Source organism: Cellulosilyticum lentocellum DSM 5427, from assembly GCF_000178835.2.
Taxonomy (GTDB): Bacteria; Bacillota; Clostridia; order Lachnospirales; family Cellulosilyticaceae; genus Cellulosilyticum; species Cellulosilyticum lentocellum.
The window spans coordinates 4,036,965-4,055,099 of record NC_015275.1 but is presented as its reverse complement, the minus strand read 5'-3'; the positions used below and the strand labels follow the sequence as shown (position 1 = coordinate 4,055,099).

Annotated in this window: 13 protein-coding genes and 3 pseudogenes; 7 read left to right on the top strand and 9 right to left on the bottom strand. The window is 34.3% G+C overall.

Annotation, left to right across the window (positions count from 1 at the left end):
- Positions 1-16 precede the first annotated feature (16 nt).
- Positions 17-1,510 carry a DHH family phosphoesterase gene (locus CLOLE_RS18580; protein ID WP_013658664.1) on the bottom strand — a complete coding sequence of 498 codons (1,494 nt, stop codon included), beginning with the start codon at positions 1,508-1,510 and terminating at the stop codon, positions 17-19.
- A 151-nt stretch (positions 1,511-1,661) separates the two neighbouring features.
- Here CLOLE_RS18580 and CLOLE_RS18575 point away from each other — a divergent pair, with 151 nt between their 5' ends.
- Positions 1,662-4,088 (top strand): ATP-dependent DNA helicase, encoded by a 2,427-nt coding sequence (locus CLOLE_RS18575; protein ID WP_013658663.1) that lies wholly within the window; start codon positions 1,662-1,664, stop codon positions 4,086-4,088.
- 13 nt (positions 4,089-4,101) lie between these two features.
- On the opposite strand, the gene asnB is transcribed toward CLOLE_RS18575, so the two are convergent.
- Positions 4,102-5,940, bottom strand: coding sequence for an asparagine synthase (glutamine-hydrolyzing) (asnB, locus tag CLOLE_RS18570; protein WP_013658662.1), 1,839 nt, complete (start codon positions 5,938-5,940; stop codon positions 4,102-4,104).
- A gap of 141 nt (positions 5,941-6,081) precedes the next feature.
- Positions 6,082-7,723: pseudogene (locus tag CLOLE_RS18560) on the bottom strand (ammonium transporter).
- A 328-nt stretch (positions 7,724-8,051) separates the two neighbouring features.
- Here CLOLE_RS18560 and CLOLE_RS18555 point away from each other — a divergent pair.
- Positions 8,052-9,089: an HD-GYP domain-containing protein gene (locus CLOLE_RS18555; RefSeq protein WP_013658659.1), complete on the top strand. Its 1,038-nt coding sequence runs from the start codon at positions 8,052-8,054 to the stop codon at positions 9,087-9,089.
- Positions 9,090-9,121: 32 nt separating this feature from the next.
- Here the strand turns inward: CLOLE_RS18555 and CLOLE_RS18550 are convergent, their stop codons facing one another.
- Positions 9,122-9,526 (bottom strand): hypothetical protein, encoded by a 405-nt coding sequence (locus tag CLOLE_RS18550; protein ID WP_013658658.1) that lies wholly within the window; start codon positions 9,524-9,526, stop codon positions 9,122-9,124.
- Positions 9,527-9,647: 121 nt separating this feature from the next.
- Entirely contained in the window at positions 9,648-10,214 is a 567-nt protein-coding gene (locus CLOLE_RS23175) for a hypothetical protein (protein ID WP_013658657.1), read from the bottom strand.
- Between the two features lie 164 nt (positions 10,215-10,378).
- On the opposite strand from CLOLE_RS23175, the gene CLOLE_RS18540 reads away from it, so the two are divergent.
- Positions 10,379-11,422, top strand: coding sequence for a YkvI family membrane protein (locus tag CLOLE_RS18540; RefSeq protein ID WP_013658656.1), 1,044 nt, complete (start codon positions 10,379-10,381; stop codon positions 11,420-11,422).
- Between the two features lie 72 nt (positions 11,423-11,494).
- On the opposite strand, the pseudogene CLOLE_RS24080 reads toward CLOLE_RS18540, so the two are convergent.
- The 4 genes and pseudogenes from CLOLE_RS24080 to CLOLE_RS18525 form a co-directional block, all read right to left on the bottom strand.
- Positions 11,495-11,743 (bottom strand): annotated as a pseudogene (locus CLOLE_RS24080) (hypothetical protein); the annotation flags it as partial.
- Positions 11,744-11,911: 168 nt separating this feature from the next.
- Positions 11,912-12,184, bottom strand: a pseudogene (locus CLOLE_RS24075) (hypothetical protein); the annotation flags it as partial.
- 231 nt (positions 12,185-12,415) lie between these two features.
- Positions 12,416-12,949: a spore maturation protein gene (locus CLOLE_RS18530; protein WP_013658654.1), complete on the bottom strand. Its 534-nt coding sequence runs from the start codon at positions 12,947-12,949 to the stop codon at positions 12,416-12,418.
- A gap of 3 nt (positions 12,950-12,952) precedes the next feature.
- Positions 12,953-13,531, bottom strand: coding sequence for a nucleoside recognition domain-containing protein (locus tag CLOLE_RS18525; RefSeq protein ID WP_013658653.1), 579 nt, complete (start codon positions 13,529-13,531; stop codon positions 12,953-12,955).
- 427 nt (positions 13,532-13,958) lie between these two features.
- Here CLOLE_RS18525 and CLOLE_RS18520 point away from each other — a divergent pair, with 427 nt between their 5' ends.
- From CLOLE_RS18520 to CLOLE_RS18505, 4 genes are all read left to right on the top strand, one after another.
- The gene (locus CLOLE_RS18520) at positions 13,959-14,222 is read left to right on the top strand and encodes an AbrB/MazE/SpoVT family DNA-binding domain-containing protein (protein ID WP_013658652.1); all 264 of its coding nucleotides are present in this window, start codon (positions 13,959-13,961) and stop codon (positions 14,220-14,222) included.
- Positions 14,223-14,402: 180 nt separating this feature from the next.
- Positions 14,403-15,887, top strand: coding sequence for a GTP pyrophosphokinase (locus tag CLOLE_RS18515; RefSeq protein ID WP_013658651.1), 1,485 nt, complete (start codon positions 14,403-14,405; stop codon positions 15,885-15,887).
- Between the two features lie 13 nt (positions 15,888-15,900).
- Positions 15,901-16,305, top strand: a complete 405-nt coding sequence (locus CLOLE_RS18510; RefSeq protein ID WP_013658650.1) for a response regulator — start codon at positions 15,901-15,903, stop codon at positions 16,303-16,305.
- A gap of 35 nt (positions 16,306-16,340) precedes the next feature.
- Complete coding sequence (locus tag CLOLE_RS18505; protein WP_013658649.1) at positions 16,341-18,116, top strand: sensor histidine kinase; 1,776 nt, start codon at positions 16,341-16,343, stop codon at positions 18,114-18,116.
- The last annotated feature ends 19 nt before the right edge of the window (positions 18,117-18,135 follow it).

Below are 18,135 nucleotides of genomic sequence, written 5' to 3'. Positions count from 1 at the left end.
CACCTTTATTTCTTTACTAAACAACTCCATAGGTTTTTAAGAAAATATCGCCTTTAATAATATAAATATCATGAGGATCATCACTACGTACGGCAATATAATCGCCTATGGCACCATACATATATTTGCTTTTATCCCAAGCGGTAAAGACTTTAGTGACTCTTGTAAGAGGCTTAGCATAGATTTGTACCTTTCCTCTAGCTAGGCAGGATTGTACGTGGTCTTTAAGGAGTAAGGTTTCTCCAGTTAATTTATTTTTGATAGAAGGGAAATACTGAGCGTCATCTAAAACAAAGCCACTAGATAACCTCTCATAGCTACGTTCAAATTTGTCTTTTTGAATAGGGTATACTTCACCATCAATACCAATCATAATATATACATTTTCAGAGGCAGTAATGTCGATATCACCTTCTAAAGTTCTCACAATAGCTGGTGTATGAGGAGGTAAAAGCTTCATCGTTTCTACATAGCCAATAGGAATAGGAAGCTTTTGATAAAGTGGCATATCAAAGGTATCCATTACATAAGTACCAGCATCGACAATATCATAGCTCTTATGATAGCTGTCTAGTCGGTTTAAGAAATAAGCTTCTGAGGATAGACCAGGATAACTTTTCTCAAAAAGCTTTTGATTAATAAAGCCACCAGCTTTTTCAAGGTGTCCTCCGCCAGAACCAATTTCTTCAGTTAAATAAGTTGCCAGTTCACTAGCTTTAATTTCTTTCACGCAGCTTCTAACAGAAAGCTTAATGCCATTAGTAAGTTCACTATAGACCACACAGGTATTAACTGTATCTACTTGGAGCATCATATCACTAATAAGTCCTAAAATATTAGGGTCACAAGGACGTGCTTTGATAAGAGAGAAACGATAGACTTCATTATAGGTATAACGAATGAGTGCTAGGCCTGCAATCTCAATTTCGGCTAAAGAAAGGTTGGAATTTTTGAGGCGTTTAATAATGCTCTCATCAATATGTAAATGATCTCTCATATCTTTATCTAGTGGATGATAAAGTTCGGCGAATTGGCTAGTGTCTGTAAATAAACCATAGTATAGAGCAGTAGCAATAAGAGGAAATTCATTAACCTCAAAGCCGGTATCCAAAAACATTTGCCATACTAAAGTAGAGCAGCTGCCTAAAAAACTGCAGATTTCACTTTTTTCAACATTGGTTATCTCGATTTGATGATGGTCAATAATAGCAACATCATCAGCTTCTATGAGGGTTACATTGCCAGCGCCATATTGACAATCTATAGTGATGAGAAGCCCATTTACTTTGGTCATTTTGGTATATTCTATGGGAATATTTAAAAGGTCTATCATAGCCACAAGATTTGTTTTTTGAATTTGAAAATGACCACTGTAGATGAGTCTAGTGTCACACCCCTTAAGCCTAAGATAGGTATATAAAGCATAGCCTGCACCTAAAGCATCTGCATCGGGATTATCATGGCATTGGATAGTAATGGGAGCAGTAGTTATTAAATCGGATAGTTTCATAAGCCCTCCTTATATATTGATTTATAACTATTATATAAATTTAGAATAAAATACACAATTATAATTGTAAAAGCTTTTAAATAAAGAAAGCATTTTAGAAGGAAATGTGTTGTATAATGGAAGAAGAATGAAAAGGGAAAGGGCCTAAAAAATGCGTATTAGTGAAGGACTAGTGAAAATCTCCGTTAGAGAGCTAGTAGAATTTGTACTCAGAGAAGGAAGTATCACCTCAGGGGTAACTAGTAGCAATAGGGCTGTTTTAGGAACCTTAGCTCATAAGAAGATTCAAGAAAGTATGGAGGCTAATTATGAGGCAGAGGTCAAAATGGTTCATGAGTGCGAAAAGGATGGCATTATCTTTGTGGTAGAAGGTAGAGCAGATGGGATTATTAGAGACCTTGTAGGGGTTACTATTGATGAAATCAAAACTACAACTAAAGACCTAAGCTTAATTGATGAGAATTACAATTCTCTTCACTGGGCTCAGGCCAAATGTTATGCTTATTTTTATGCTAAAGAAAATGCTCAGAAGGAAATGCAGGTACGCCTTACCTATTATCATATAGAAACAAAAGAAATCAAACATTTGCAAAGAGGCTTCTACTTTGAAGAATTAGAGGCTTTCTTTAATCAGGTTATTACGAAATACTCAAAATGGATTCGCTTTTACATGGAGTGGACTAAAAAGAGGGACGGTTCTTTAAAGGAACTAGCCTTTCCTTTTGAAAGCTACCGCAGGGGGCAAAGAGAGTTAGCTGTTAGTGTTTATAAAAGTATTCAGCAAACCAATAACCTTTATGTCAGTGCACCAACAGGCATAGGCAAGACCATGTCTACACTTTTTCCGGCTTTAAAGGCTATGGGAGAAGGACATGGCAGTAAGATTTTTTATCTTACTGCAAAAACCATTACTAGGACCATTGCAGAAGAAGCAGCTGTGCGCTTATACGAAAAAGGGGCTAAGATTAAAACGATTACTTTAACTGCTAAAGACAAGATTTGTTTTTGTGACAAAAGGCAGTGCCATCCTGATTATTGTGAATGGGCCAATGGCCATTATGACAGGGTAGATGACGCGGTTTATGAGATTATTAATGAGGAAGATTTAATTTCTAGAAGCATGGTAGAGGATTACGCTAGAAAACATCGGGTATGTCCCTTTGAATTAGCCCTTGATTTATCTATATGGGCAGATATTGTGATTTGTGATTATAACTATGTATTTGACCCTAGTGTAGGACTAAAGCGATTTGCAGATAACAGAGATTTTGTGCTTTTAGTAGACGAGGCACATAACCTAGTTGATCGTGCGAGAGAAATGTATTCTGCTAGTCTTTCGAAAAGACAAGTCTTAAGTGTGAAGAAAAACTTAGGGAAAGGCTACCTTACTATTTCTAAAGAACTTACAAAGCTTAATGAGTGGTTTTTAGATTTAAGAAGGGAATATATAGATGAATTAGGTGTTTATATTAGTAAGGAGGCCCCTAAAACACTTTATCAGATTAATAGAAGGCTCATAGCTGCATGTGATAAAAAGCTGCAGCAGGGGGGAGAAAATAATTTACCAGCTGATTTAATAGATTTGTATTTTGAGGCTTATAGTTTTAATCGTATTTATGAACTTTTTGATGAACATTATGTCGTTTATGGAGAAAGTAGTGGACAAGAAGTGAGATTAAAGCTTTTTTGTATAGATCCAAGTACTGCTATTAGTAGCATTACAAGTACTTGCAAAAGTGCTATCTTCTTCTCGGCTACCCTCTTACCTATTGATTATTATAAATACATGCTAGGAGGTAAGGAGGATAAGGCCATAGCTTTTGATTCCCCTTTTATAGAAGAAAATGCTTTAAGGCTAATTACTACGGATGTATCCACTAGATATAGACATAGAGAAGGAAGTTACACAAAGATTTGCAATGCCATTTGTCAGTTAGTAGAACAAAAAATAGGACATTACATGGTGTTCTTTCCATCTTATAAATATATGTTAGAGGTATTTGAGTATCTAAGGGTCATGACAAGTCAAAGAAAAGAGGATTCTGACTTACAATCTGACTTACAAAATGAAAGTTACTTTTCAGTATATGATGATTTAGGAAGGTTAAAATACGAAGTTTATAAGCAAACCAGTGAAATGAGTGAAGAACAAAGAGAAGGCTTCTTAGAAAGGTTTGTCCCCAATCCAGATACCACTACCATCAACTTCTGCGTATTAGGAGGCATCTTTTCTGAGGGGATAGACTTAACAGGAGATAGGCTTATTGGGGTAGTGGTAGTAGGTGTAGGCTTACCACAGCTTGGCCTAGAAAGAGACCTTATTAAGAATCACTTTGATGAAGAGGAAAAAGACGGCTACCACTATGCCTATACTTACCCAGGCATTAACAAAGTACTACAAGCAGTAGGACGTCTTATTCGAACAGAAGAAGATAAAGGAAGTATCTTGCTAATAGATGACCGTTTCAATACCCCTCTTTACGAAAGCCTTCTAACACCAGAGTTTTACCAGGCTAAAAAAGTAAAAACACCAGAAATAGCATCCTATGTCAAACGCTTCTGGCAGCAAATAGAATGATATCGGTTTTCTTTTATACCAACTTTACTTTGTAGCTCTCAAGCCATATATTAAGTTGAACAAGATAAGCAATAAGTTGTGGCCCTGTCATAAGCTGACCAAACCAAGGCCTTGTATAAGCTTCACCTTTGGTATCTACTAATTTCTGCGCAAACTCTTTATTAATAATAGTAAAGAGTGGCGCATTTTTATTTTGCAAAACTTCGCTAAGCATATTACTTACAAGCTGGGTATAAATAGGATTGTGTGTTTTAGGATAAGGACTCTTTTTGCGATAAATAATATCTTCAGGTAAAATGCCTTTAAGTGCCTTGCGAAGGAGGCCCTTTTCTCGCCCTTGATAGAATAAGTAGTCATCTGGCAAATTAAAAGCGTATTCGACTAAACGGTAATCGGCAAAAGGTACACGTACTTCTAAGCTATTAGCCATACTCATACGGTCTTTACGGTTTAAGAGATTAACCATGAACCATTTCATATTTAAATAGAAAATTTCTCTTGTACGTTGTCTTTCAAGAGATTCATAACCTAATTGAGGGACAAGTTTTAAACTATCTAAATAATTCTCCTGGACTATTTCTTCAAGAGGAAGAGAGGCGTATTCAGGAGAAAGGAGCTGTTTGCGGCTTCGAACAAAATTGGACCAAGGAAAGGTTTCTAGGTTCCTAAGTTCAGGCCTAGTATACCAAGGATAGCCACCGAAAACTTCGTCGGCACATTCACCAGATAAAGCAACTATAAAATCTTCTCGAATTTCTTTGCAGAATAAGAAGAGAGAAGAGTCGATATCTGCCATACCAGGCAAATCACGAGCTAGAACAGCAGACTTTAAAGCATAAGCTAGCTCATCGTGTTTGATCGTATAAGTACGATGATTACTTTGGATAAACTCAGCCATTTGCAGTGCCCAATATTGATCGGAAGTAGGCTGATAGATAGAGGCTTTAAAGTATTTATCATTATCTTCGTAGTCAAGAGAATAGGTGGTAAGTACTTTATTGCGCTTTTGATAAGAACGAGCAGCAATAGCAGAAATAGCAGAGGAATCTAAGCCACCTGACAGAAAAGTACATAAAGGTACATCACCGACTAATTGGCGTTCAATGGCATCAATAAGTAAATGTTGTAAATGTTCGGTAGCTTCCGACAACGTTTCGTGATTTTCAGTAGCCCTTAGCTGCCAGTATTCTTTAATGACGATATCTTTCTTATTAATAATAGCTAGGTGAGCAGGGGAAAGTTCACTTATTTCTTTAAACACAGCACTACCTGGTCTGACAGCAGGCCCTAAACCGAATATTTCTGTAAGTCCTTCTCTGTCCACGGTAGGAGAAACAGCGGGATGCGCTAAAACTGTTTTAATTTCTGAACCAAAAATAAGAGTGGTGCCTTGAATGCTATAAAAGAAAGGTTTAACGCCTAGTTGATCACGTACTAATAAAACCTGCTCAAGTTTTTCATCATAAACTGCAAAAGCAAATATACCATTAAGCTTTTCGACGCAATTAACGCCCCAACACATGTAAGCTGTTAAAAGCACTTCAGTATCTGAGTAAGAATCAAATTGGTACCCATTATTAAGGAGTTCTTTTCTAATATCTTCTGTATTGTAAAGTTCGCCATTGTAAATAAGGGTGTACTGAAAGCCACCTTGTTCTTTAGTCATAGGTTGAAGACCACCTTTGGGATCTACAACAATGAGTCTTCTGTGCCCAAAGAGAACATGAGGATAAGATTTATAGCCATGTTGATCAGGGCCGCGCATTTTTAAGGTATCAGTCATGCTTTCTAGATGAACCTGTTCATTAGTAAGAATTTTTTTGAAATCTACAATACCAGCAAAACCACACATAAGGGCTCACTCCTTTTTGAGTAATATAAACAGAGCTTTTTGAAATTAAGTTATCTCATAAACGCAGAAAAGAGGAAGCGAATAAATGCTTCCTCTTTAGTATATTTAGGATTTCTTAGCTTTATGAAACCATCTAGCGGCTTAAAGGGCTTTAACGCCTGTTTCGCCTGTACGAATTTTAACAACGTTTTGAACAGGGTAAACGAAAATTTTACCATCACCAATTTTGCCTGTTCTAAGAATCTTAGTAGCTGTTTCAACAACTAAATCAACAGGTACTTCAGAGACACAAATCTCAACTTTTACCTTTGGAAGTAAATCCATGGTGCGAGAGCTCCCTCTGTAAAGTTCTGTTTTACCTTTCTGATTACCACAACCAAGTACTTGATAAACTGTCATACCAGTAATACCAATTTCATTAAGGGCATCTTTAAGCTCCTCGAATTTACTTTGTCTTGTGATAATATCAATTTTTGTAATTGCATCCATCATAGTTCCTCCTTTAAATTATTTGATTTCTACATTGCTCTTTTCTATAGTTTATCGTCATAAAAACTTAAGCTTTAACCTCAAAATCTGCATAAGAGCTAGAAAGGCCATGTTCGCAGATATCAAGACCTTCAATTTCTTCTTCTGGTGAAACACGAAGACCGATTGTTTTCTTAATGATAGCAAATAAAATAGAGATGCAAATAATAGTCCAAGCTGCTACGGAAACCACACCAATAATTTGTGAAAGAAGAAGGCTGGCACCACCACCGTAGAATAAACCACCTTCTACAGCAAATAAACCAACACAGAGTGTACCAACAACACCGCAGCCACAGTGAACACCAACAGCACCTACAGGATCATCGATTTTTAATTTGTGATCAAGAAGTTCAATGACTATAACGACTACAATACCACAAATTAAACCAATAGCCATGGCACCCCATGCAGACACCATATCACAACCAGCTGTAATACCTACAAGTCCAGCAAGAGCACCATTAAGTGTCATAGAAACATCTGGTTTTTTGTATTTTACCCAAGTAACAATCATTGTTGTTGTAGCAGCAACAGCAGCGGCAATATTAGTAGTTACAAATACGCGGCCATTAAGTAGTACATTAGTACCATCTGCAGAAGAAGCAGGGTTAAAGCCAAACCAACCAAACCAAAGGATGAATACTCCAAGGGCGCCAAGTGTTAAACTGTGTCCAGGAATAGGATTACTTTTACCATCTTTACCGTATTTACCAATACGAGGTCCAAGTACTTTAGCACCAACTAAAGCACACCAACCACCAACAGAGTGAACTACTGTAGAACCAGCATAATCATGGAAAGGTGTAGAAAGATTAGCAAGCCATCCTCCACCCCAAACCCAGTGACCAACGACTGGATAGATGAAAGCTGAGATGCAGAAGCTATAGATAAGGTAAGCAGAGAATTTAGTTCTTTCTGCCATAGCCCCTGAAACGATAGTAGCTGCAGTGGCACAAAATACAGTTTGGAATATAATCCAAACAAAATTAGAATTGCCACTCCAACCATCAAGGAGATAAGGTGCTCCAATGAAACCACCGATGCTGTCACCAAACATTAAGGAAAACCCAAGAATCCAGTAGATAATAGAACCAACAGCGAAGTCCATTAAGTTTTTCATAATAATGTTTCCAGCATTTTTTGCTCTAGTAAAACCTGTTTCTACCATTGCAAAACCTGCTTGCATAAAAAATACTAAACATGTGCCAAGTAAAAGCCAAATGGCATTTACCCAAGAAGTAACATCTTCCATAATAAAACCCTCCCTAATAAAAGTTGTGAAACAAACAAAAAGGGTCTATATATATGCAAAAGCATATATATAGACCCCTTTGTCTATGTCACGATATTTAATATGATTCATATAATAACCATGTGTTTAGATTTTGTCAAGATATTTTGAAAAATATATTTTTTTAATCTGATTTAAAATTGAAAAAATAGAAGCCTTGTATTAAATATTAATTAAATAATGACTTATATAGTGACATAATTTCTTTGAAATGATAAAATAATTAGTAGAATAATATAAGTTGATTTATAAAACTAAGTGGTAGATTCTAGAGTTGGAGGAATAGAGCATGGGAGAGTTAGCTAGAAAAAAAATTATTATTCCATTGTCAAAATGTCTTCCCGGAATGGTTTTGCTTCAACCTATTGTAGATGAAAAGACAGGGGCGATACTTTTACCTAGAGGTGGGAAACTAACCGAAAAAAGTATTAAGAAGGTTCATCATTTTCAACATACGCAAGTATGGGTAGATATCAATACTGAGGAAAAAATCTGGCAAACGGATGAAACTATTGTAGAATATTATAAAGATTATGCTACTACCTTAAAACGTATTATTGAAGGAGAGAATAAGGTAGGCGAAGCACTTAATATTGAAGATCTAAAGAATTTAGCACAGTATATGATTAAAAATTTTAAAGATGACTTCAACCTGTTAGCATGTGTTAATCTTGTTACGCAGCTACAAGAAGATTGCTACACTCATAGTATTAATGTGGCACTTCTTTCTCTTATGATGGGGAGATGGAGAGCGTATAGTGAACAAAGATTAGAGCAACTTGTTTTAGCTGGCTTATTACATGATGTAGGGAAGATAGATTTAACCATCGCACTAAAAGAAAGAGATATGGATGGAAGCCTAAGGGAACGATTAGCTTATAAGAGACATCCAATCTTTGGATATGAAAAATTAGCACAGTTTAACGAGTTAGATAATGAAGTACTCAAAGCAGTACTAACACATCATGAACGATGTGATGGCTCTGGATTTCCACTAAGTTTAAGGGAAGATAAGATTAGCGATATAGCTAAGATTATAGGTCTAGCAGATACTTATGATGAATTAAGACAAAAAGAACATATTTTTAATGTGATTAAAGAATTAAGAAGCACACAGCTTAGAGCTTTTGAGGTGGATTTACTGCTTGAGTTTTGTAATAATATCATGAATTACTATATAGGTAATCATGTTTTATTAAGTAGCGGAGAAATAGCAGAGATATACGCTATTCAACCGCAATCGGTATATAGACCTATTGTAAAGGTTAATGACAAATTAATTGACCTTTATGTACAAAGCCAAATAGATATAGTAAAGGTTTTTTAAAGATAGATAAAAAGGATGCTTAGGCATCCTTTTTATTTTTGTTTTAAGAACACTTCATTTTCAGAAGGAATAAGAAGTTCAGCAACTATCTGCTTTCTTTCTTCAGAAGCGCTATCTAGACTATAAGATATTGTTAAATGAGAAGAAAGAGAAGATAAGCTTCTAGAAGATATAAACTTGTACTCGAAAAAAGCAGATTCTTCTGGAGCAAGGTTGCCTAATTCTAAGCAGTTTTCAGTAGGAGAAAAGTTTAAAGAGCCACGTTGTCTAATAATAGCTTGTTCTAGAATAGAAAAATCATTGCCTTGGATCAGTATCTTAAGATTATTAATATATCCAGATGAAGTGTTAGTAATTTCAAGCTCATTATTAATAAGTGTTTCAGTAGATACTTCTATAGTTTTATTGATTTCTGAGACCTTAATTGGATTTAACATAATGATCACCTCCTACTTCATACTATGCAGGAAGGTAACTATTAAGTTATTAAGATGACAACAAAGCAATAAAAAAGCAGAGACGTGATGTCTCTGCAAGCAATTAAGTTAGAGTGGGTAATTATCTGCCCCAACAACTACAGCTATGACGATTTTTTCTAGCAATGATTTCAAGCTTTTCTCTACTATCAAAGAAGTTGTTGCAACCACAGTTACAATCATCATTATTTGAGCAACGGTGACGACGATGACGACGATGACGGCGGCCACAATCATCATCACTAGAACAACGACGACAATCACGACGACAACCACAGCCGCAGCCGCAGTCATCATTATCTGAGCAACGGTGACGACGACAACGGCAGTTACAGTCATCATCATCTGAGCAACGGTGACGACGATGCTTGCAGCCACAGTCATCATCATCTAAGCAACAGCTACAGTCGCAGTTATCATCATCGGAACAATGGTCACAGCCACAGTCATGTTTATCATCATCAAAGCAATGACTATCATCACAATCGTCTTTTTCATCGTCATCACAATCGTATTTATCGATATAGTTAAAAAGAATACATGCAGCATCTAAAATAGCTTTATTTGCATCAGAGAGTTGCTTTTGACAGCTAGATTTATGACAGCTGTGTTCACAGTTTGAGCTTTCATTATTACATCCACATGACATATTAAAATCCCTCCACTTAATTCGTTATATTTGAGTAGCGCCCTCAATGTCATAATATGCAGCAAAACAGAAATTGACATTATTTTTCTTGTACATACTTATGACATAAATGAAAAAAATGGAATATATATATTAAAAGGATAAGACAAGCAAGGGGGAGGGCAATGAAAAATATTGTTTTGATCATGCAAATTGCTATGATCTTTATTGGAAGTATAGTGGGGGCGGGGGTATGCTCAGGGAGAGAATTAAATCAATTTTTTGCTACTTATGGTATAGGAGGGTTTGCAGGCCTTATTTTATGCGGTCTCTTATATATTGTTTTTGGTAAGTTAATTATTTTAATTACGGATAAGTTTAAGGTGAATTCATATAATGAATTCGTGGATTTAGTGTGTCCAAAGCCTGTAGCTAAATTTACTAATATAGTGCTAACTTTATTTTTGTTAAGTAGTACCTCTATTATCTTGGCAGGTAGTGGTTCTATTATGCATCAATATTTCCACGTTCCTAAATGGCTAGGGGTCATTATTATGATTGGGTGTAGTAGTATTTTTCTGCTTAGAAATACAGAAGGTTTATTTGAAGTGAACAGTCTTGTGGTACCCACTTTAATTGTAGTGATGACTGCCATTTTTTTTGCATACATAAAAGACAACCCTATGACTTCTACCTATTCCTATTTGCAATTAATGCCTAGACAAAAAACAAATCTTCTTGTATCAACCTTAGTTTATGTAAGTTTTAACATCCTAACGATTATAGGTGTTATTGTACCGTTAACAAATGAACTAAAGAAACCCAAACAAATTATAAAAGGCATCATATTAGGAAGTATAGTACTTACGGTTATTGGCATTTATATTACCTTTTTAATGCTAGTTAACCCGTTTCATCCTCAGTTATATGAAGTGCCTCTGCTTGGACTAGCAATGGAAATGAATAAAATACTGCAACTAGGTATGTTAGGTATTATGTGGTTAGAAATGTTTTCTTCACAAGTGTCCAATGTATACAGCTTGTCGTATTTTTTAAAGAATAAATACAAAGTACCCTACAATAAAGGCATTTTCTTAGTAGTATTAATAGCAACTCCTTTTTCAATGATAGGATTTGCTAAATTAGTGGAATTTCTCTATCCTATGTATGGGGTGTTAAGTCTCGTATTTTTATTTTACTGTACCTTATTTTTTATAAAAAACAAATAACTTAGGTTGGGGAGCTTTGAAGAAATAAAAATAGGGAAAAGGTAACTCCATTACCTTTTCCCTATTTTTATTTTAACGATTGGCACTTATAAGCTGGTCTTCTTCAAAATAACATTCGTATTGTGTGCCAGAAGCTTCTTGATAAATACCATTACCGTGCTTATAACCATTTTTAAAGTCACCTATATATTTTTCACCATTTGCATAGGTGATTGTCCCTTTACCTGTCATTTGACCTTCTAGGAAATCACCATAATAAGAAGAATCATTGTTCCAAATGAAATGGCCTTTTCCGTGAGGAAGTCCATTCACAATTTCACCTTCATAAACACCTGTAGAGATAACAAGCTTACCATGTCCATTTTCAATAGTATCTATGAATTCACCTATGTATTGATCCCCGTTTGGATAAGTAACACGATTAGGAGAAGCTGGAGCACCTGCACCCTGTAAGTGATTTTTAAGAAAGTTACCCTCATAAATAGTACCATCTGGCTTAGTAAGCTTACCTTTTCCTTCCATGGCACCATCTACAAAGCGCCCCTCATAAACTGAGCCATCAGAAAACTGTTTAGTACCTATACCTGTACGCTCACCTTTATGTAACTCACCTTCGTAAATACTGCCATCCTCTAAATAGCATTTGCCTTGACCATGAGGTAAGCCATTAGCAAAATGCCCTTCATAGCAAAGTCTACCAGTTTCGTCATAATATTTACCCAAACCGTGAAAGTTAGAGCCTTTAACACTACCCTCATACATGACCTTACCATTTTTATGATACATTATTTCATTTTCATAAACATCTGAAGAACTCTTCAATAGAGATTTAATTTTATTTAACATCTGCATTTCTCCTTAAAATCTCATTTGTACGAAACAAACCCTATAGTTATCATTATTATAACATTATTATAGCAAAAACAATATAATAGAAAGGTAAAAAGTAACAGAAAAATTATATAAGAGTGCATAAAATGTAAAACTTAAAACTTAACAGCCGAAAAATCTAAGTGTAAGAAGATAGGCAGCTATGATACCTACTAAAGAAGCAATAAGTGCGCCAGCCAAAGTATAACGACTTTTCTTCACTTTAATGGTCATAAAGTAAACAGACATGGTATAAAAAATAGTTTCTGTACAGCCAAACATAATAGAAACTAATCTACCAATAAAGGAGTCCGGCCCGTAGGTTTTAAAGATGTCAATAATAAGCCCTGTAGCAGCAGAAGAAGAAAAGGTACGCATTAAAGCTATAGGAATAAGCTCAGGAGGAAAGTTCGACCAGCCAATAAGAGGAGTAAAGAGCTTAGCTAAGCCAGTTAAAGCACCAGAAGCACGTAACATGCCAACGGCTATCATAAGTCCTACTAAGGTAGGGAGAATATCTATAACAACTTTTAAACCATCGGTAGCACCTTCAATAAAAGCCTCATATGCATTAACCTCTTTTAAAAGACCATAAATGATAATACCGACCATTATACAAGGAATCATCCAGTCGGATATACCTAATAAGATTACCATAGATTAATCCTCCTTTTTATACATGAGTTTACCAAAAATGATTGCAACTAAGGTAGAAACAGCTGTAGCAATTATACAAGGAACTAAAATTTCTGTAGGATTATGAGAACCATAAGCAGTGCGATAAGAAATCATACTAATAGGAATAAGCTGGATTGAAGAAATATTGATAATTAAAAACATACACATAGCATGAGTAGCTTGGCCTTCTTCTTTATTAAGCTTTTGAAGTTCTATCATGGCTTTTAATCCGGGAGGAGTAGCAGCCCAACCTAGGCCTAGAAAGTTTGCAATAAGATTAGTAGCAATATACTTCCTGGCAGGGTGATTTTTAGGAACTGAAGGAAATAAAAAATTAAGTATAGGAGACATCTTCCTAGCAAGTGAATCGATTAGGCCTGATTTTTCAGCAATACGCATAATGCCCATCCACATAGCTACAATGCCTAAGGTTTCTATACAAATAGTAACGGCTTCTCCAGAGGCTAAGAGGGCTGAGTTGGTAATAGCTTTCATACCACCTGTAAAGCCAGAGATAAGTACAGCAAATATAATCATAAAGCTCCAAATATAATTAAGCATAAGCTTCCTCCTTAAATATAAATCCTGAAGCACTGAAGTGGCTTGTCTTTCTATATATATGCGTTAATAAAAAGAACATGTACATATTTTTATAATGATAATTACAAAACATTTGCTGTCGTTTTTTAGTATAGTAGTTACTGGTAAAATTGGAAAAGGAGAAAACTGTAAAAAATAATAATATATATGTAAATGTAAAATATTTGTTGTATTTTTGAAGGGCATTTTAGTGATGATTCTACAGCAAATATCAATAAAATATGCACACTATTAAGTTTCGACAAATATTATATTGTATAATATAGATTTTTTATTTTAAAAAGTCTAAAAAAATACAAAAGTTAATTGACTTTAATTGTTAATTATGGTACTTTATAATCAGGACATGGAAAAATATGAGAAAAAAGTGTAAAGGGAGAGGATATTAGTGAAATCAACAGGTGTAGTAAGAAAAGTCGATGAATTAGGAAGAGTAGTATTACCTATCGAATTAAGAAGAAATTTAGACATTAATGAAAAAGATGCTTTAGAGATTTTTGTTGATGAAGACAGAATTATTCTTAAGAAATATGAACCAGCTGATATCTTTAATGGTAGCATGGATGACCTTATTGATTACAAAGGTAAAAAAGTTGCTAAAAAGACAATCTTAGAATTAGCAAGATTAGCAGGATTAACAATTACAGAATAAGAGTATAAAAAAAGCCAGAAGATAAAAGAATATTTTCTGGCTTTTTTTATGCGCTTTTTATGCCTTTTTTACAATTCGATGTAAAATTAATAAATTTTATATTACTTTAACGTGAGTATAGTATAATGAAAGAAATAGATTGGCTAGAATAGCACAAGGGTAAGGAGGCAAGAAAAGTAGATGGAATTAAAACTATTTGGATTTATTGAGAGTGTATTAGACCAGCTAGAAGAAATGAGACCTATGTTAGAGGAGGTAGGCAATGAAATAGAAGGATTTTTCGAGAATTTATTGCTCACTACCAATAAGGGTTATCTCAATATAAATACAAGAGTAAAATCACAAAAAAGCTTAAAAGAGAAAATCATTCGTAATCAATATTATCAAAAGTATGATACAAAAGAAGCACTTTTTGAACATGTACCTGATATTATTGGTATTCGATTAGAATGTAGGTTCATTCAAGATGAAGCAGATTTATATAAATTTATCAAGCGTTCCTTTAGTGAAAAAAGTGAAGCCTATGAAGATTTTTTTTATAGTAATACGAATGAGAAAATTTTACTGAGCTTAAGTTGCAAACAACCACAAGAACAAAAAAATGGAATGAAGATTTATCGAATAGATGGTAAATATGTAGATAATGGACAGAGTGTGAATTTTGAACTACAAATCAAATCTCTAGTTAATATTTTCTGGGGAGAGATTGAACATAAAGTTATATATAAAAATTATAGTTATGTTATTGCAGATAAGTTCTATAAGGATATTATGAAATCGATTAAGAATAGTTTAACGACTATTGACCAGCAGCTTTTATTAATATCTAATCAATTTGATCAAGGTGATGAGAAAAGTTATGAAAAACAAGAGCAACAGTTAGAAGCTATTTTATCTAAGCTGATTTATGATATTTTTGCAAAACACATGAAGGAAACTCTAGGGGTATTAGTAGATTTCAAGAGTTCATGTGAAGCCATTGTACGTTATGTTTTTAGAGATGCACTAGAGAGTTCTATGCATGACTATGCGCAACATTTAATAAGTGGTTTTGAAAAGGTGAGGGGAATTGAAGAACAGCACATTGACTTTACACAGAAAATCTTCTTTGAAGGTAATATTAGATATGAAGACCAGCATACAAAGCTTATAGGAGAGCATATTAAAGAACACATAAATGAGGAATTTCAATGGAATTTATTCTTCCGCATTTTATTTGCAATCGAACCTGAAAATAACAGGGGTGACTTTGAAAACTTCATGCATTATTATACTAAAAAAATATATGATAAGCTTGCTAGCAACAAACTTAGTACTAATTTTACAATAGAGGAAACAAAGGAAATTATAGAAACTCTATTGGCGCAGTTTTCTAACTGCTTTATTAAAATTAATTCTGTAGAATTACTGTATGATAATATGGCAGATCAAGCAGTTAAGTATATTGATAGTGTAATAGATGCTCTTTATAAAAATGTATGGACTTATGAACAATGGGAAAAAGAAAAAGACATATATACTGATTTGTTAGAAGTAAAATTATTGATGATGTTTAATATAGATATAGACTATAATAAAGCCTTATCTTTACTTGATCGCATTCGTGCAACAAAATCCAATATAGAAATACCAAAGGGTATGGTCAAGTATGTATATAGGTTATAGGGAGGAAAAAGGAATGTTTAATGTACAAATAGTAGATGATGAACCTATTATACGTATGGGTATTGAAAAAATGTTAAATTGGAATGCGTTAGGATTTGAAATTGTCTGTATGGCCCAGAACGGCAAACAAGCTTTAGAGCAATTAGAGGTAGAGAAGATAGATGTTATTATTACTGATATTGAGATGCCTATCATGAATGGATTGGATTTTATTAAAGAAGTAAGACAGCAAGAAGCAAGTACAGGAGTAGCAAGCAGAGAAGTAGTTGTACTGACTGCATATGAAGACTTTGAGTATGCAAGAACAGCTATTAAGTATGGTATTGCTGAATATGTATTAAAGCCTGTAGATATAGAAGAAATGACTCAAATATTAAGTCGCCTTAAAGAACGCCTAGAAGAAAGAAAATCTATATAATGAGGAAAATACACATATAAGTTAGGAGAAGGGCCTTGAATAGGAGAGGAAAAGGAATAAGGGGAGTTCTGATTACAACTTATTTATTGACAATGGGAATAGCTTTAGTTATAGGTTTTAGTATTTTTAATAAAATTAACGAACAAATACAGGGGAAAAAAGATTACGTTAACAAGGTAGAAGATACTAGAACCTTCATGAGTTTATTAGATTTGTTTTTAGATAAGAATGTATATATTTCTCAAAAAGTGGCTGTTGATAAAGAAATACAAAATGCATTAGCAAATAAACAAAAAATAGATGAGGTAGCTATCTCAAAAGTACTTAATGATTGTCTAACAAGTAGTGAGGCTATTCAATCTATTCATATTGTAGATACTTATGGAACTGTTGTTTCAGAGTATTCTGTACTGCCTTATAAAAAACATACTGTACATTTCTTATCTCAGTTTAATATTCCTAAGATTAATGAAAGGCACGGCGGAGAATATATTGGAATTGGTAGGAACTATATAAGTGGAGAAGTAGAAAATACACTTTATATAGGAAGAAGTATCCGTTCGAAAGAAACCTTAGAGCAATTAGGGTATCTTATCATTTTTTTAGATCCGAGCAGTATAAGAGAAGCAACCAAGGATTATATAGAACGTACGAACTTTGAAGCAATATTAGTTGACCAGGAATCTAAGGAGAGTTTTTGCTTTTTACCTACGGGGGTATTAGAAGAAAGATACAAGGCCTATTTAGAAGGAAGTTTAAACCAGGTACAGCAAGATAAATGGACGGATCGTTATGATCATGCAGAGCTAGATTATAGTAGGGTAGAGATGAAATTAATTGGTACGTTACAAACAGCTTCCAAAGATGATAATTGGCTAAATATCATGCTTGGCGTTACACTCATTAACTTTATTTTCTTATGTATTATGATTGTTATCTTAGGGAAAAAAGTTGTATATCCATTAGAAAATATTGCACTAAAAGCAAAAAGGGTTACTGAAGAAGGTGATCTTAGTATACGTTTCGAAACAGATGAAGCTTATATGGAAGCAGGGCTTATTGGAAAAGCGTTAAACGAAATGCTCAGTAAAGTGGCAGCACTTATATCAGAAGTGAAAGAGAAAGAAAGGATGCAGCGTATATTAGAGCTATCAGTTATTAACCATCAAGTTAATCCGCACTTTTTGTATAACACCTTAAATAGTGTGGCAGTATTAGTTGCTGTGGAAGATAAGGATAATGCCCAAAAACTCATCAAAAGCTTGTCTAAATATTATCGTGCTTGTTTAAACCAAGAGGACCTAAACACAGTAGAGCAAGAACTTACTATTCTCAAGGAATATATTAATATTATGCTTATTAAGAATCCCGCACTACTAGAGGTTACCTACAGTATAGATGAGGATCTAAAAGAAGAAAAATTACCACGTATGATATTACAAACCTTGATAGAGAATTCTATTAAGTATGGTATTAAAACTATGGATGAACCACTAGAAATAAGTGTAAAAATAGAGAAAGACCAAAGTCAGCCAAGAATGATTGTCATAGTCAGAGACAATGGGAAAGGAATGGAAGAAAAGATTAGAACAAGTATTTTTAAAGAAGAAAAGTTACATAATAAATCAGGTTTTGGGCTTCGTTCTATTATTAAACGTCTCAGCTTAATGTATCAACTAACTGATGTAAAGGATATTTTAGAAATTCATACAAGTCTTAATGAATACACTGAGATAGTCATTTATATACCCTTTACCAGTACATTAAGCAACAAGAAAGTACAACAATGCAAGCTATTTAAGGAGTCCTAGGGATGTGATATACTCGTGT

Bases quoted from the DNA above. Each gene is read 5' to 3' on its own strand.
- CLOLE_RS23175 (WP_013658657.1), bottom strand. From the start codon at position 10,214: ATGTCATGTGGATGTAATAATGAAAGCTCAAACTGTGAACACAGCTGT.
- CLOLE_RS18550 (WP_013658658.1), bottom strand. From the start codon at position 9,526: ATGTTAAATCCAATTAAGGTCTCAGAAATCAATAAAACTATAGAAGTA.
- CLOLE_RS18540 (WP_013658656.1), top strand. From the start codon at position 10,379: ATGAAAAATATTGTTTTGATCATGCAAATTGCTATGATCTTTATTGGA.
- CLOLE_RS18555 (WP_013658659.1), top strand. From the start codon at position 8,052: ATGGGAGAGTTAGCTAGAAAAAAAATTATTATTCCATTGTCAAAATGT.
- asnB (WP_013658662.1), bottom strand. From the start codon at position 5,940: ATGTGTGGTTTTGCTGGTATTGTAGATTTCAAAAAAATTCTTACTAAT.
- CLOLE_RS18580 (WP_013658664.1), bottom strand. From the start codon at position 1,510: ATGAAACTATCCGATTTAATAACTACTGCTCCCATTACTATCCAATGC.
- CLOLE_RS18530 (WP_013658654.1), bottom strand. From the start codon at position 12,949: ATGGTAATCTTATTAGGTATATCCGACTGGATGATTCCTTGTATAATG.
- CLOLE_RS18525 (WP_013658653.1), bottom strand. From the start codon at position 13,531: ATGCTTAATTATATTTGGAGCTTTATGATTATATTTGCTGTACTTATC.
- CLOLE_RS18510 (WP_013658650.1), top strand. From the start codon at position 15,901: ATGTTTAATGTACAAATAGTAGATGATGAACCTATTATACGTATGGGT.
- CLOLE_RS18575 (WP_013658663.1), top strand. From the start codon at position 1,662: ATGCGTATTAGTGAAGGACTAGTGAAAATCTCCGTTAGAGAGCTAGTA.
- CLOLE_RS18515 (WP_013658651.1), top strand. From the start codon at position 14,403: ATGGAATTAAAACTATTTGGATTTATTGAGAGTGTATTAGACCAGCTA.